Source organism: Paenibacillus mangrovi (assembly GCF_022898935.1).
GTDB classification, from domain to species: Bacteria; Bacillota; Bacilli; order Paenibacillales; family Paenibacillaceae; genus Paenibacillus_AQ; species Paenibacillus_AQ mangrovi.
In genome coordinates this window covers 128,976-144,767 of the sequence record NZ_JALIRP010000007.1, presented here as the reverse complement: position 1 = coordinate 144,767, position 15,792 = coordinate 128,976, and the positions used below count along the sequence as shown (strand labels likewise).

14 protein-coding genes are annotated in these 15,792 nt (G+C 40.1%); all 14 read left to right on the top strand.

The window, feature by feature from the left end; translation table 11 throughout:
- Positions 1-8: 8 nt before the first annotated feature.
- On the top strand, positions 9-1,796 hold the full coding sequence (locus tag MUG84_RS17800) for a sensor histidine kinase (protein ID WP_244727183.1): 1,788 nt from the start codon (positions 9-11) through the stop codon (positions 1,794-1,796).
- Between the two features lie 198 nt (positions 1,797-1,994).
- Entirely contained in the window at positions 1,995-3,302 is a 1,308-nt protein-coding gene (locus MUG84_RS17795; RefSeq protein ID WP_244727181.1) for an ABC transporter substrate-binding protein, read from the top strand.
- Between the two features lie 79 nt (positions 3,303-3,381).
- The gene (locus tag MUG84_RS17790) at positions 3,382-4,278 is read left to right on the top strand and encodes a carbohydrate ABC transporter permease (RefSeq protein ID WP_244727178.1); all 897 of its coding nucleotides are present in this window, start codon (positions 3,382-3,384) and stop codon (positions 4,276-4,278) included.
- The gene (locus tag MUG84_RS17785) at positions 4,271-5,095 is read left to right on the top strand and encodes a carbohydrate ABC transporter permease (protein WP_244727176.1); all 825 of its coding nucleotides are present in this window, start codon (positions 4,271-4,273) and stop codon (positions 5,093-5,095) included. The genes MUG84_RS17790 and MUG84_RS17785 overlap by 8 nt, the downstream gene beginning before the upstream one ends.
- A 39-nt stretch (positions 5,096-5,134) precedes the next feature.
- Complete coding sequence (lacZ, locus tag MUG84_RS17780; protein ID WP_244727173.1) at positions 5,135-8,167, top strand: beta-galactosidase, LacZ type; 3,033 nt, start codon at positions 5,135-5,137, stop codon at positions 8,165-8,167.
- A 462-nt stretch (positions 8,168-8,629) separates the two neighbouring features.
- On the top strand, positions 8,630-9,181 hold the full coding sequence (locus MUG84_RS17775) for a ribonuclease FAU-1 family protein (protein ID WP_244727171.1): 552 nt from the start codon (positions 8,630-8,632) through the stop codon (positions 9,179-9,181).
- Between the two features lie 205 nt (positions 9,182-9,386).
- Positions 9,387-9,602 (top strand): hypothetical protein, encoded by a 216-nt coding sequence (locus MUG84_RS17770; protein ID WP_244727168.1) that lies wholly within the window; start codon positions 9,387-9,389, stop codon positions 9,600-9,602.
- A gap of 32 nt (positions 9,603-9,634) precedes the next feature.
- On the top strand, positions 9,635-10,183 hold the full coding sequence (locus MUG84_RS17765) for a class I SAM-dependent methyltransferase (protein WP_244727166.1): 549 nt from the start codon (positions 9,635-9,637) through the stop codon (positions 10,181-10,183).
- A gap of 120 nt (positions 10,184-10,303) precedes the next feature.
- A complete protein-coding gene (locus MUG84_RS17760; RefSeq protein WP_425313234.1) occupies positions 10,304-11,395 on the top strand; it encodes a phosphotransferase enzyme family protein in 1,092 nt (363 codons plus the stop codon).
- 331 nt (positions 11,396-11,726) lie between these two features.
- Complete coding sequence (locus tag MUG84_RS17755) at positions 11,727-12,296, top strand: YdeI/OmpD-associated family protein (protein ID WP_244727162.1); 570 nt, start codon at positions 11,727-11,729, stop codon at positions 12,294-12,296.
- 251 nt (positions 12,297-12,547) lie between these two features.
- Positions 12,548-13,084, top strand: coding sequence for a GNAT family N-acetyltransferase (locus MUG84_RS17750; RefSeq protein WP_244727160.1), 537 nt, complete (start codon positions 12,548-12,550; stop codon positions 13,082-13,084).
- A gap of 253 nt (positions 13,085-13,337) precedes the next feature.
- Positions 13,338-13,760 (top strand): GyrI-like domain-containing protein, encoded by a 423-nt coding sequence (locus MUG84_RS17745; protein WP_244727158.1) that lies wholly within the window; start codon positions 13,338-13,340, stop codon positions 13,758-13,760.
- Positions 13,761-14,014: 254 nt separating this feature from the next.
- Entirely contained in the window at positions 14,015-14,440 is a 426-nt protein-coding gene (locus MUG84_RS17740; protein ID WP_244727156.1) for an NUDIX hydrolase, read from the top strand.
- Positions 14,441-14,523: 83 nt separating this feature from the next.
- On the top strand, positions 14,524-15,432 hold the full coding sequence (locus MUG84_RS17735) for a serine hydrolase domain-containing protein (RefSeq protein WP_244727154.1): 909 nt from the start codon (positions 14,524-14,526) through the stop codon (positions 15,430-15,432).
- Positions 15,433-15,792 lie beyond the last annotated feature (360 nt).

Genomic DNA, 15,792 nt, shown 5'->3' with positions numbered 1-15,792 from the left:
AAACGAATATGCGGATCATCTACGATAAGTTGAAATGGCATAGCCTATTTCTCAAAATATTTGTGGTGATGGTTGTCAGTATTGCTGGGGTTACGATGCTGACGTCTTGGTTGACCATAAACATGACTACTGATGTATTCATGAAAACCTTCGGAATTACCAATTCCAAAGTAGTGAATCAGATCAAAACGAATTTCGAAACGTTCAATTATTCCGTTGTCACCACAGCTGGCGAGCTTCAGCAAAGCGGTTCTATTAAGTCTTTCTTGACTGGGCCGGAAGTAGACTCAGTGACAACAGCGAGAATGTACTACGATATCAGTCAGCAGGTAAAGATGTTCGGATCTGTATTGGATTCGTATAGCGTTGGCATTAAAATATTGGGCGTGAATGGACGAAGCTACTCGACGAATAGCAATATAGCGCCTCCGATGTCAGATCAAGAACTGAAGAAGCATGAGATAACCATGATTGCACAAGCAGAGCCTAAAAGGCTGATATACCAGTACTATAACAGCAGTCTGAATCCGGACTATCAAGGAAAACCGCTTATTATTGCAACAAAGGCATTGATGGAGAGGTCGACAGGCGTTGTATACGGGACGATGTATGTGACGATGTTTGAGAGAGATTTTAAGCAGCTGTATAACAATATGACGAGTGAAGGTAATGATATCGCGCTCTTGGATGCTTCTGGAGTTATCGTATCCAGTAATCGCGAGGATTGGATTGGACAGACAGATGTGAGCTTAATGGGGATTGCCCAAAAAATCGTATCGGAACAAATTGACAGCTTAAACGTGAATGTTATGGGTCAAGACAGTATTGTGCTTTCTGAGTACATGCCGGACTTTGGTTATTATCTGGTCAATGTAATTGATAAAAAGGCAGCGATGGGGCAAATTCTGGATCACAAAGCCGTTACTTTAATCACAGCAGCAATTGTTGTTATTGCCCTGATTATCGTGTTCTTAATCACTCGAAAAATTACAAAGTCATTAACGATGCTGGTAAGGCAAATGTCAAAGGTGACTCGCAACAATTTTGACAACTACGTCAAGATTAAAGGCTCTTATGAGATTAGAGAACTGGGCGATGCATATAACTATATGCTGGATGAGATCCATGATTATGTCGACAAGCTCGTTGAAACTCAAAAAGAACAACGCAATGCTGAGCTAGCTGCACTGCAAAGGCAGATTAATCCTCATTTTCTCTATAATACCCTTGCATCGATTAAGATTCTTGTTCAGCAAGGAAGCAAGGAAAAGGCAGCAGAAACGATTAATGCACTCATTGTCTTGCTGCAGAACGCGATCGGTAATATTAATGAAACGAATAGTATAGAGGAAGAAATGGTTATTCTCAAAAGCTATGTCTATATCAATCAAGTTCGATATGGTGAACGGATACGAGTGTACTATTTTATCTCGCCCGATTGTTTGGAGTATCAGGTGCCTAAGCTGGTTATTCAACCTTTTATCGAAAATGCGTTCTTTCATGCATTCAATAAGAAGGGCGAAGGGACTATCCAAGTAATGGTACACAAAGAAGCCGATTCGCTGGTTTGCGAAGTCAATGATAATGGCGATGGTATGGAAATAGCTGCTGATCATCAGGGTCTGCCATATATGAGAGGCAAGCGTCAGCTATTTTCAGGAATTGGTGTAAAGAACGTCCATAGTCGTATTGGGCTGCTGTATGGTGATGAATATGGCGTAACCATCTCGAGTCAACTTGGCGAGGGAACTAAGGTTAATATACGCCTCCCGCTTATTATGAAAGATTCTCATTAAAATTTTTATAGTTTCCAAAAATTTTACCAATGTGAAAACAATCTCTAAGAAAGCGTTTGCAATTTGATAAAGAAAGAACAAATGCGGACAAATATATTCCTAACGGCCCCTTTCGGCTGAATGATATGCTTAATTCGTAAGATGAACGCGCTTACAAATAAGCTTCACATCATATTACACAAAAAGGGGTAGATGATTTTGAAGAAACTAATGGCCATCATTATGGCAAGTGTGCTGCTTCTAGCTGGTTGCTCATCAGGATCTAAGGATGCAGCTAACAAACCTGGTGCAAACGGCGCTAACAGCGGCAAAGAAACGAAAGAAATTACAATATGGGCATGGGATCCTAAATTCAACATTGCTGCACTGAACATAGCGAAGGAAGCTTATGCCAAAATCAATCCGGATGTAAAAATTAACATTGTTGAATATGCACAACCGGATACGATTCAGAAGCTGAATACTGGCTTGAATTCAGGCACAACGAAAGGTCTTCCAAACATTATTCTAATGGAGGATTATCGTGCACAAGGCTTCTTACAGTCTTATCCTGATGCGTTCTATGACTTATCTGATGTAATCAAAGCTTCGGACTTTGCAGATTACAAAATTGGTCCAACAAGCTATGATGGCAAGCAATATGGTGTTCCATTCGACTCTGGTGTAACAGGTTTGTATTACAGAACAGATTACTTGGAGCAAGCTGGATATACAGCTAAAGATATGGAAAATATCACTTGGGACAAATATATTGAGATCGGGAAGAAAGTGAAGGAGAAAACAGGAAAGTTCATGATGTCAACAGATCCGAATGATCTTGGTATTCTCCGTGTTATGATGCAGTCTGCAGGCTCCTGGTACTTGAAGGAAGACGGTAAGACACCTAATCTGGCTGGAAATGAAGCGTTGAAAGAGTCCTTGGAAATCTATAAGCAAATGCTGGATGAAGGCATTATGACGATTCACTCCGACTGGAGCCAAATGCTTGCTGGTTTCAATAGCGGCAATGTAGCATCACTAGTACAAGGAAACTGGATTACGCCATCTGTTAAGGCAGAGGCATCCCAATCTGGTAAATGGGCAGTTGCAGCAACACCAAGATTAACGAAAACTCCAAATGCTACTAATTCTTCAAACTTGGGCGGAAGCTCCTGGTATGTTCTGAATATGGATGGTGCAGATGTGGCTGCTGACTTCTTGGCCAAAACTTTCGGTGCAGATGTAGACTTCTACCAAAAGCTATTAACTGACGTTGGTGCGATCGGTACCTATACACCAGCAACAAGTGGACCAGCTTATAAATCAGGTGATGAGTTCTTTGGCGGACAGAACATTACAGCTGACTTTGCTGAATGGACGAAGACGATTCCTAAAGTGAACTATGGTATTCACACTTACGCTATCGAGGATATTATGAAGGTTGAGCTTCAGAATTACTTGAAGGGCAAGGATATTGATCAAGTTCTAAACGATGCTCAGAAACAAGCTGAGGCACAATTGAAGTAGGAGAAAGATGAAGACGGAAACCTCAGGCAAGGGAGCGGTCTGAGGTTTCCTATTCAGTACCGGAAGGAGCTGGGGTGTCGTGAAAGAAAAAAAATCAGGCCTTAGTTTGCACAAAACTACAGGGCTTACAGCATGGTCCTTTATTATAATCGCAGTTTCCATAATTGTTCTATTTTATTTTTATCCGATGATTGATGCATTGCTGCTCTCGTTTAAATCGGGTATGGGCGCCAACTTACAATTTGTAGGTCTCGACAATTACAAACGACTGTTTACGGATAGTACATTTATTACAGCTGTATCGAATACGTTTTTCTACTTAATTATACAAGTACCTGTAATGATCATTTTGGCACTGTTTATTTCGGTTTTATTAAATGACAGTAATCTTAAAGGAAGAGGATTTTTTCGTACGGCCATTTTCCTGCCGTGTGTAACTTCACTTGTAGCATATTCAATCATTTTTAAATACTTATTTGCTGCAGATGGATTAGTCAATATGCTGCTGATGAAGCTACATCTCATCGCAGATCCGATTCAGTGGCTTACCGATCCGTTTTGGGCCAAAATTACGATTATTATCGCCATTACATGGCGTTGGACAGGATATAATATGATTTTCTATTTATCCGCATTGCAAAATATTGATAAGTCCATTTATGAAGCAGCCAAGATTGATGGTGCGAATGCACCAAGGCAATTTTTTAACATCACAATTCCGATGTTAAAGCCGATCATTCTGTTCACATCGATTACCTCGACAATTGGTACCTTGCAATTATTTGATGAGGTCATGAATATTACCAAGGGTGGTCCTGGTAATGCTACGTTGTCGATTTCGCAATACATTTATAATCTATCCTTCAAATACAACGCAGACTTTGGTTATGCGGCAACGGTTTCTTATTCGATTGTCTTTATGATTGTGATCCTAGCAATTATTCAGTTTAAAGTGGCAGGTGATAAAGATGCATAAAATCAAACGCAGCTTAACTTATATATTTCTTAGCATCGTATCGTTTGTGTCAATCTTTCCATTTCTGTGGATGATTATTAGTTCTACGAATAAGTCTGTCGATGTAACGAAGGGCAGCTTGCTGCCGGGTACACATTTTATGGAGAACCTTAGAAACTTGCTCAATACAACAGATTTGACGACGGCGCTGCTTAATTCGGCCCAAATTGCTGTTATTACAACCATATTAGCTTTGTTCATTGCTTCAATGGCAGGCTATGGCTTTCAAGTCTTCCGTAGCAAATCGAGAGATATCGTCTTTAACATTATTCTCTTGTCAATGATGATTCCGTTCGCAGCATTGATGGTACCGTTGTACCGCTTCTTTGCCCAAATTTCGAAAGTCGCCCCAGCAATAGGGATCGATACGCTTTCTGCAGTTATTTTGCCAACCATGACGACTGCCTTTCTGATCTTCTTCTTCCGTCAAAGCACGAAGATGTTTCCGAAGGATCTGCTCGAAGCAGGCCGAATGGATGGATTAAATGAGCTAGGCGTGTTCATCAAAATCTATATGCCAACGATGAAGACCACCTATGCAGCAGCTGCCATTATCACGTTCATGTCCAGTTGGAACAACTATTTATGGCCTCTGATCGTACTGCAAACGCCTGAGAACACAACCATTCCGCTATTGATATCCAACTTGGGGGCTGGCTATGCACCTGATTATGGTGTGATCATGACGGCGATTGTAATTGCGACAATTCCAACAGCAGCTGTGTTTTTTATAATGCAGAAACATTTTGTAGCAGGTATGATGGGCTCAGTGAAGTAATTATAGCTTGATGAATATCAAAGGTAAGGGGAGAGGGAAATGGAACAATTGAAACCGACATTAGCATGGCTGAGTGATTTGAATGTATTTGCAGTGAATCGGGTGCCTGCACACTCCGACCACCGTTACTATACAAGCAAGGAGGAGGCACAAAGCTTCGCTTCCATGTCTATGCGGCACAGTCTTAACGGTACATGGAAATTCCATTACGCTATTAATCCTGCAAGTCGTCCAGCTGAATTTTATTCGAAAGAATTTAGTTGCGAGGCTTGGAATGAGATTCAAGTACCCGGACATATTCAATTGCAAGGATTTGGCGCACCTCAGTATGTGAACACCCAATATCCGTGGGATGGTCATGAAGAGCTTCGCCCGCCTGCTATTTCAGAAGAGTTTAATGCAGTTGGCAGCTACGTGAAGCATTTTGAATTGCCTGAGTCGATGCAAGACTGCCCTGTATTTATTTCCTTTCAAGGTGTTGAATCCGCTTTCTATGTATGGCTCAATGGACAGTTTGTAGGATATAGCGAGGATAGCTTTACGCCAGCGGAATTTGATTTAACCCCATTTGTACAAGCAGGTGCCAATAAACTCGCTGTTGAGGTTTACCAACGTAGTACAGGAAGCTGGCTGGAGGATCAAGATTTCTGGCGTTTCTCGGGTATTTTCCGTGATGTATATCTCTATACGGTTCCAGAAGTTCATATTCAAGATATATTCGTTCGGACAGATCTGGATGCTGCTTATAAGGGAGCCAACCTCTCGGTAGATATTAAGCTGACAGGAAAACCAGCAGGCAAAGTGGAGTATGAGCTGTGTGATCGCAGTGGGATAGTGGTTGCAAGTGGTGAAGCTGTTCTATCTGCGGATGGTGCACAGGCTCAATCCTCGCTTGAGCAGGTGGAGTTATGGAGTGCTGAGCAGCCGTATTTGTATACGTTGTTTATACAGGTTTATGATGAAGCGGGTCAGCTCGCCCAAGTCGTTCCGCAAAAAGTAGGCTTCCGCAAGTTCGAGATGATCGATAAATTGATGCTCATTAATGGCAAGCGAATTGTGTTCAAAGGCGTGAATCGTCATGAATTCAACTGCAGAAGCGGTCGGGCTGTAACCAGGCAGGATATGCTATGGGATATTCAAACGATGAAGCAGAACAATATCAACGCGGTTCGTACATCCCACTATCCGAATCAGAGCTTATGGTACGAGCTGTGTGATGAGTATGGTTTATATGTCATCGATGAAATGAACCTTGAAACCCATGGTTCGTGGCAAAAGTTGGGGGATGTAGACCCATCATGGGCAATCCCTGGTAATCTGCCTGAGTGGCAACCCATCGTTATGGATCGTGCAGTGTCGATGCTTGAGCGTGACAAGAATCATCCTGCGATTATTATTTGGTCATGCGGTAATGAATCCTACGGTGGAGAAGTCATTTATAACGTATCAGAGTATTTCCGCAAGACCGACCCAAGCCGACTTGTTCATTACGAAGGCATCTTCCATGATCGCAGCTTCAATGATACAAGCGACATGGAAAGCCGAATGTATGCGAAGCCGGTGGATATCGAAGCATACTTAAACGATAATCCGTCCAAGCCATTCATTAACTGTGAATATATCCATGCAATGGGCAATTCAGTGGGCGGTATGCATAAGTATACGGAGCTTGAACAGAAGTATCAGATGTACCAAGGCGGATTTATTTGGGATTTCATCGATCAAACGATTCTGAAGAAGGATCGTTACGGTAAGGAATTTATGGCCTATGGTGGAGACTTCGGTGATCGTCCGACGGACTACAATTTCGTTGCTAATGGTATTGTTTGTGCAGATCGAACACTATCTCCGAAGATGCAGGAAGTGAAATTTTTATATCAGAACGTAAAACTTGTACCAGATCAAGCAGGTGTCAAAATTACGAATGAGAACCTGTTTATCGATACAGCGGGCTATGTGCTGGAATACAGTGTATGTCATGAAGGGCATCAGGTATATGTTGGACAGATGGACGTTGGCGTTGCCCCAGGAGAAGAGCAGTATATCGAGCTGAACTGGAAACAATATGCGGATGCAGAAGGGGAATATACCTTTAATACGTCAATGAAGCTTAAGTCAAGCACGTTATGGGCGCAGGCAGGACATGAGGTGGCATTTGGACAGAACGTGTTCGAACAGAAATTAGAAAAGGCTAACACTGTACCAAGAGGGTCAATCCGAGCAGCTCAAGGCGATGTCAATATCGGTGTGAAGGGCGAAGGCTTTAGCATCCAGTTCTCCAAAATGGCAGGAAGTTTAACATCAGTTAACTATGAAGGTCAGGAGCTGATTGCGCATCCTGTTTATCCATTATTCTGGAGAGCGACGACGGATAATGATCGGGGTACAGTAATGGGCTTTGACCTCGGAGCTTGGTATGGTGCAAGTCTAAAGCCTAAATGTATCGATGCCGCATTGGTGGAAGAAGCCGATCATGCAACGATTACGTTCACTTACTTGGTAAACATTCACCCAGATGTGCGTGTACAAGTGGCGTATTCGGTGTATGGAGATGGAAGTATTCAGGTGAAGCCAAGCTATCATGGTGTTCAAGGGCTGCCAGATATGCCAATCTTCGCAGTATCCTTCAAGCTGTCGGCAGATTATCATAAGCTTGACTGGTATGCATTGGGACCTGAAGAGAACTACATCGATCGTTGTCATGGTGCCAGATTGTGTACCTTCCAGAATGAAGCTGCGGATAATGTATCACCGTACATCGTACCGCAAGAGTCGGGCAATCGGATTGGTGTGCGTCGTGTGAATATCACGAATCAGGCAGGACGAGGGATTCAGATTAGTGCACCCACATCTGCACCAGTGGAATGCAATATCTCGCCATATACCGCATTCGAGCTTGAGCAAGCCATGCATCCATATGAGCTGCCGCAAGTCCATTACACAGTTGTTACAGTAGCTGTCCGCCAAATGGGTGTAGGCGGTGACGACAGCTGGGGAGCTCCAGTTCATGAGGAATATCGCATCAAGTCCGATCAGGATCTAGCGTATGAGTTCTGGATTCGGAAAGTGTAATATATATAAATAATTGGGGCGTATAATACTCCACAAAAAGCAATTGAGGCTTGCCGAAGCGTGAACGCCGGCATATTGGCATGGAGAACCCGCTAAGCCAAAGGAATGATCCTTTTATAAATTCTGATGGGGAAATACGTATGAGGGAAGATCCCTGTAAAATGCAAACTGATAGCTGAAAAAATAGACCCGGTACCGCTTAGGTACTGGGTCTATTTTATAACGTTTAAAAACGTGAGAGGAAAATGCTTAAACCTTTATTAATTAATGTCGAGCGATAAAAACAAGTATCATATTCTCTTTGAATCATTTTGTTACAACGATAACCCGTGAATTTGATGTACTGATTATTACGAATGTGACAATAATTCTGAATGGAGGAAGTATTGCGATATTCGCAGAATAATAGTTATCAAAGAAATTATTGCATGAGTGTTTGTAGTATTTCAGGAGGGAGTATCGATGAAACAAAAACAAGCGGATCGTCCCAATTGGGGACGAATAATTGAAAAACGATATTTTCAAGAATATATAAGTGATGAATACTTTGATGGATATATCACTTATTTACTACTTGATAAAGTTAAAGAACCACTAACAGTAACGTATGAATTGGAGAGATTCTGTATTGCAGATAATGGTTACTCATGGATAATGCTCTTTCCGACGGGGAAGCCGTATAGTTTAACAATAATGATTAATCAGAAGTATGAAGTACTTCAATGGTACTTTGACATGATTCAATCTATAGGGCTCACAAATGAAGGAGTACCATATATGAATGATATGTACTTAGACTATATTTTAATTCCTAATGGGCAATTGATCACAAAAGATGTAGATGAACTAGAAAGTGCATTAAGCGAAGGATTAATAACAAAAGATGACTACGACAAAACGAAACTCGAAGGAGAATTTTTAAGAAGAAGTATTATTGAGGGATCAAATGAGGTACTGAAAAATACAGAAAAATATGTGATAAGGCTAAAGAAATATAGAGAGCTAATTCAATGAAGGCAATAACTTCTGATAACATTATATTCACGCTTCGGAGCCTGGCGGCTCCTCGGTCCGCGAGAAGAGATTGGCAGGGAAGTGAATTCAGCGGACACATCCGCACCGACTAACTGCGCAAGCGCAGTTAGACGGTAGGACGTCGTGAATATGGGAACGTTATAAGAAATCCCCTCAAAACAAATAACTCAGAATGAGGTGTCTCATGCAGGAAAGACAAACAACTGTAAATAGGCAAGCTTGGAATACGAAAGCATATGAAGCTTGGTTGACGCATTTTGGAACACCCAAAGAAAGGGCAGAAGACTTAAAGATTAACGCCAAGTACACACTTCGTCGTTGGTTAAAATACATTGGTGATCCAAAAGAAATCGGATTATTAATCTTCTGGGATCAACTGGAGGTAAAGCAATTCCTTTAGCTTTACTCGGTGCGGACGTCACAATAATTGATATGTCTAGCGAGAACCGACAATACGCTTTGGAAGTTGCAAATTATGCTGGAGTAAAGTTGAATTACATTTTAGCAGATGTATTAAATATACCAGATGACTTAAACCTGCATGAGTACGATATTGTTCTCATGGAGTTTGGAATCTTACATTACTTTGCTAATTTAAATCCAATTTTTGAATTGGTACATAATTTGCTGAAAAATAATGGTCGATTCATTCTAACTGATTTCCATCCATTTTCAAGCAAACTAATAAATGACACAAATGGTACAGTCTCATTTAAGGAAAATGCAAATTACTTCAATTCTAACTTTGTTGAAGAAGATATAGCCTTTGCGGATTTTTTGTCCGAGAAGGATCGTAAAAGTTTGCCAAAAGTCTTATTAAAAAAATGGACAATTGGTGAAATACTGTCCACTTTAGCGGAAAAGAATATGTTTCTAAGAAAATTTGAAGAGGAACCACACCACATTAATAACAATATCCCTGCATTTTATACAATTATTGCTGATAAGGTATCTATGAATTCTGTACCATTGATTCCATAATGAAATTGTTAATTATAGCAACTCGAAGAAGAAGATTCAGCGGACAATCCTGCAAGGCTAAGTGGCAAAGCCACCCAGCGCTACGCGCCTTAAGCCTTTCGGGTTCATTATTGAGTGGTTTTGAGAGGAGAAGATATTACTACTTATAACGAGGTTGTTAGAATCGGGGATGTACATTTACTTCCATTAATATCGGAGCTGTACGACTTGAAAGGCTATGAAATCCAACTGATTCCGGCACATGAAGGAGGGCGTAATGTCGTTTATACCTGCGAAAAAGAAGGTGTCGAAGCAAAGATACTTCGAATCGCTTTCTTAAATGACAGAAGCCGGGAAGATCTTTTGGGCGAAGTTGAATACGTCAGATATTTATTTGCTCATGGCGGAAGTGTCTCAGATGTAATCAGCTCCCGGAAGGGGAATCTGTTGGAAGAGATAACTCTTAATAATCGCACCTATTTTATCTGCCTATTTAAAAAGGCTAAGGGAAAAATGCTTGTGGAAAATCATTATCGATACAGGGAAGGGGTTCCAATCAAAGAATATTATTATAATTGCGGTAAAGTCTTGGGGAAACTGCACCAAATATCGAAAGGATACACTCCTGCACATCGCCGGTATAGTTTTTTTGACAAATACAATGCTGAATATATCGATAAATTGATACCCGACTCGTTACCTCTGCTAAAGGAAAAGCTGTTTAAGCTCCTTAAAACCTTGGAAGGATTGGACAGGAACCATGAGTACTTTGGTATGGTCCATTTTGATTACAACGATGGGAATTATTCGATCGATTTTGATACCGGGCAAATAACTGTATATGACTTCGATAGTTCATGTTACTGTTGGTATATGTTTGACCTAGCAGGTATCTGGACACAAGGAGTGGGTTGGATACAATTTGAACCAGACGCCGGTAAACGTAAAAATTTCATGGATGATTATTTTGAAACAGTCCTCACGGGATACAGATCCGAGACCGGGATTGATGATTTGATGTTGGACAAACTGCCCCTATTTATCCAAGTATCGCTCATGGAAAATATTATTGATACATTCGAGGTAATGCGGAACAACGGCGAAGAGCCGGAGTGTGACGAAGAACTGTCGTATCTCATTAAATGCTTGGAAGATGATATCCCGTTCAAGGGATTTTTCCATGAAATTTATTCATGTGAAGTACCCTTTGAGTATGACGAACGGATTATTTAGTATACAAAGGGGGCACTTGCAGGATTTCTAGCTACTTCGTTGCCTAACGGGAAAAAGTAGCTGATCTGAACATTACTCGAAGAAGGCGCTGACATCTTATAACAATGTGTTTACGCTTCATGCCGGCATTCGCCGTCCCACGGTCGCCAGAAGATAAGTCGAGGAAGCAGAATCAGGCGACACATCCATTCACCCAACCGCAGTCGCGGCCGGCTGAGATCGTGCTTACCGCACGACTCGTGCAGCTTAGGCTGAATGGACGTCGTGACGGTAACGTTATAAGAAATCCCCGCAAACAATTAAACACAACAATTACATGAGGTGCTGGAAGATGAACGAATTTAAGATTAATTATGTACCTCAGCCAGATTTTTCATCGTGTGATGAGGCATGCTTAGCAATGATAGCACAAATTACTATTGAAGAAGCAATGGCTGCAATGAGAGGAAAGAAAGGTTCAGGAACTTCAGATTTTTATAAAGCTCTAAAAAGATATAAGATTGATTACTTGAGTTGGCGTGATATTGATACGATTGATGAACTTCCACCACTTTGCGTATTACTCGTTAAGTTTCCAACATATACACATAGTGTGCTTTACTGCGATGGAACTTTTTATGATCCGGAATATGGCGTATTTGAATCGAAGTATGAACCTAATGGGGAAATTACGCATTTTATGGAGCTCTACATTGATGAAATCTATAAAAACAAAGAAATAAATGTGAAGATTCCACAGGATTTTAAAGAAGCATTTGAGAAAGATGAAGTAGCAAACAATCTTTTTCAGAACTTATCGTATCCCGAAAAATCAAAATTCATATATGGGATAAGCCACTTTAAGAACCCAAAGACAAGAAGAAAGAACATTGAGAAGAGAATGACAGAACTTAAGAAGTAAGTGCGGGATCAGCTTCGAAGGCGGGGACAACTTATTACAACGTATCTGCGCTGCATCGCTAACGCTCCTTGGTCTGCCCGAGGCAATTCAAGGAAGAGATTCAGGCAGACAAGCCTGCAAGGCTAAGTGGCAAAGCCACCCAGTCGCATACACTCCTTTAAGCCTTTCGGGTTCGCAGATACAAGAACGTTATAAGAAATCCCTGCAAAGCCTAAAAACCAATATAAAAGATAGTTGCTGGTGGTGAAGAGATGATCAGAAAAGCAGGAATTACAGATTTTGATTTTATGATTCAAATTGATCTGAAAGATGAAGGTGTTACTACTTCTGATTCTCTAAAGACGGAAGAAGAGTTGAAAGAGCATTCAAGTAAGATATTGAGATTTGTTGTTGAAGAAGATAGAGGGGCATTTATTTTTGAAGAAGAGGAAAGTAAAAAGAGAATAGGCTTAATCATGTACTCGATTGTTAACCGAGATGCTATATTTCCTTGGAAAACCATCTTTCAAGAATTGGATCGAAATTTGTTTCAGAAAGACGGACGATTCGTAGAGATATTTCAATTATGGGTAGCCCCGGAATATAGGCGAAGCGGTATTGCAACGAAGCTTAAACTCAAACTTGAGGAATTAGCAATAACAAATGATGTGAACCTAATATACACACATACAGAAGAGAAGAATAAACACGTTATCGAACTTAATGAGAAATTAGGATATAGGATAGTAAGAAGAGGGCCGATTTGGGATGAAGTTGTACGAGTAAGCCTAATAAAGCAATTACAATAAACTATATACACGTATCTCAAAGAAGGCGTGGACATCTTATAACACTGTATCTACGCTGCGTCGCTAACGCTCCTTGGTCTGCCGAGGCAATTCAAGGAAGAGATTCAGGCAGACAACCCTGCGAGGCTAAGTGGCAAAGCCACCCAGTCGCATACACTCCTTTAAGCCTCTCAGGTTCAGGAATACATAAACGTTATATGAAATTAGCGCAAAGAGTTTTTCCAAAACCATAAATAAATTCTGGAGGTAGAAAATGAATAAGAATTTAGAAATCAAGCAAGTAGATGTTCCTGAAATGATTATAGTTGGTTTTCAGGATAAGTTAGGACCCAATGGAGCAAAGCATTTATGGGATCAACTTTATGACCGAATGGGTGAAATAAGAAATATTACTAATACAAAAGTTGGATATGGAGTCATTGATAATGGATTATATATTGCTGGTGTACAAGTCCAATTAATTAATGATATTCCTGAAGGTATGTTTTCAATAATTATACCTGAAAGACCATATAATGTGTTCATTCATAAAGGACCTATATTTACTTTGATGAACACTTGGAATCAGATATCAGATAATTGTCAATTGAGTGGTCTGAGTTTTGAAAGATATGATGAACGATTTAACCCAATGGCCGAAGATTCAATACTTGAGTTATATATTTCAGCAACATAAAGGATTATTTTTTGGAGTAACTCAAGGGAGCCGCTAACATTATATACCAACGCATTCACGCTGCGGGAGATAGCTCCCTTGATCTGCCCGAGGCTTTTCGGAGAAGTGGAAAAGTACGGGGGGTGACTTCATGAAGATTGAAGATTTTCAAAATAGATTAATCGAATTTTATGTTTATAGTTTGTCAAACTATGGAGGAGGTCATGGGGAACCAAATGGCTTTGCCCACATTAATCTATTAAGGAGAGACTTTTATGAACCCACCCAAACATATTGTTTCGGCAGCTGCCATTGTAATAAATGAAAAAAACGAGTTGTTACTTATAAAAGGACCAAGAAGAGGCTGGGAGATGCCTGGTGGTCAAGTTGAAGAAGGAGAATCCTTAAGTCATGCAGCCATAAGAGAAACCAAAGAGGAGTCAGGGATAGACATAGAAATTATCAAATTCTGTGGAATATTTCAGAACGTAGGAAATTCAATTTTCAATACACTATTTTTAGCGAAGCCTATAGGTGGAGAATTAATACAATCATCAGAGAGCTTGGAGTCAGGCTTTTTTCCAATAGAAGAAGCACTAAAAAAAGTTGAATGGAAAGATTTTAGACAAAGAATTGAGTATTGTTTAAAACCTGAAATGCACCCTTTTTGTGTTGAATTCAATGACGAGAAGAATATTTGAGGGTATCTCATGATGTCGCAGGGGTCGTGAGCACGGAAACGTTATGTGAAAGTAATGAAAAATAATAATTGGAGGTCGAAATCATGATAGCACCCGCACTAACTGATAACAAATTTTTACCTTTAATTTCATATACGGAAAAAGCAAAAGAAAAGTATGGGTCTTCAGCTGCGTCTATTGTGATAATTCAGGACAATAAAATTTTAACAGAATGGTATTCAGGAAAGCATCATTTTAAGAATGGATCTCTCGCAGTAACAACTGATTCTATGTTTAACTTGTATTCACTAAGGAAGACGTATGTCGGATTTGCTACAGCAATTGCTGTTGTAGAAAGCAAAATGTCCATTGACTGTAAAGTTTCAGATGTTCTCACAAAATTTCCTGAATATGAGTTGGGTAATACCACAATAAGAGATTTGGCAACAAAATCAGGTGCTAAGTATTTTGGACCAAAACGTATTGAACGCGAGGAAGTAGCGTGTGAACTCATAAAGAAACTTACAGGATATAATATTGCTGAACTACTGACAAAACGAATATTTAAACCAATGAAGTTGACTGATACCGAGTGGATTTCAGTACATACAGAGAAATTAGTTTGTGATTTTCAAGCTGCAGACGGCTATGCATCAGTTAGAATTGAGTCAAATGAAGGTCATGAAAGAAATCTGTATTCAAGTGCGAGAGATTTGGCACAGTGGGGAAATTTACATCTAAATAGAGGTTTAATTAATCATAATGAGTTAGTCCCAGTTGAAGTTTTTAGACTCGTTGATCAATTGCGAATAGACACCGAAGATAAGAACAGAATTTTTGGATGGTACTATCAGGATAAGTGCTATTATGCATCAGGTGCAGCAGGTTGCCACTGTGTAATTGTGCCAGAGCTTAATGCAGTAGGAGTTCGAATGTTAAATAAATATACAGAAGACTACACTGAAGATCAGAATTATTTTAATGAAACATTCTATAAATGCCTTCAAGCATAATAATATTGTAAGTATTTCAATGAAGAAGAAATATTAGTTTGGGGTCCAGCACTTAATTACTTTAAGTCAGTTAATGACGATTGGCTATATATCGAAGAAGAATTCTGGTATAACGAAAAAGATTTAAACTTCCTACGACGCGGGGCGTTCACCTCTTGTTCACATGAAGTGGTTAGGCAGGGTAATAGAACCGTTAATAAACCGTTAATAAACAAGGAGTGAGTTTTATAGTCAATTTGATTGTCAAATTAAAACTTATAACTGACGACAATAGAAAGGATTGTATTGAACTTAAAGTACTTAAAAACAAGGAGCAATTTGTTGCATCTAACCAAAAATAAGGGATGGAAAAGCGGCCTG

What these genes read in the sequence shown, in the direction of transcription:
- MUG84_RS17735 (WP_244727154.1), top strand. Translation starts at nt 14,524, where the DNA reads ATGATAGCACCCGCACTAACTGATAACAAATTTTTACCTTTAATTTCA.
- MUG84_RS17800 (WP_244727183.1), top strand. Translation starts at nt 9, where the DNA reads ATGCGGATCATCTACGATAAGTTGAAATGGCATAGCCTATTTCTCAAA.
- MUG84_RS17745 (WP_244727158.1), top strand. Translation starts at nt 13,338, where the DNA reads ATGAATAAGAATTTAGAAATCAAGCAAGTAGATGTTCCTGAAATGATT.
- MUG84_RS17755 (WP_244727162.1), top strand. Translation starts at nt 11,727, where the DNA reads ATGAACGAATTTAAGATTAATTATGTACCTCAGCCAGATTTTTCATCG.
- MUG84_RS17785 (WP_244727176.1), top strand. Translation starts at nt 4,271, where the DNA reads ATGCATAAAATCAAACGCAGCTTAACTTATATATTTCTTAGCATCGTA.
- MUG84_RS17750 (WP_244727160.1), top strand. Translation starts at nt 12,548, where the DNA reads ATGATCAGAAAAGCAGGAATTACAGATTTTGATTTTATGATTCAAATT.
- MUG84_RS17765 (WP_244727166.1), top strand. Translation starts at nt 9,635, where the DNA reads ATGTCTAGCGAGAACCGACAATACGCTTTGGAAGTTGCAAATTATGCT.
- MUG84_RS17770 (WP_244727168.1), top strand. Translation starts at nt 9,387, where the DNA reads ATGCAGGAAAGACAAACAACTGTAAATAGGCAAGCTTGGAATACGAAA.
- MUG84_RS17740 (WP_244727156.1), top strand. Translation starts at nt 14,015, where the DNA reads ATGAACCCACCCAAACATATTGTTTCGGCAGCTGCCATTGTAATAAAT.
- MUG84_RS17775 (WP_244727171.1), top strand. Translation starts at nt 8,630, where the DNA reads ATGAAACAAAAACAAGCGGATCGTCCCAATTGGGGACGAATAATTGAA.
- lacZ (WP_244727173.1), top strand. Translation starts at nt 5,135, where the DNA reads ATGGAACAATTGAAACCGACATTAGCATGGCTGAGTGATTTGAATGTA.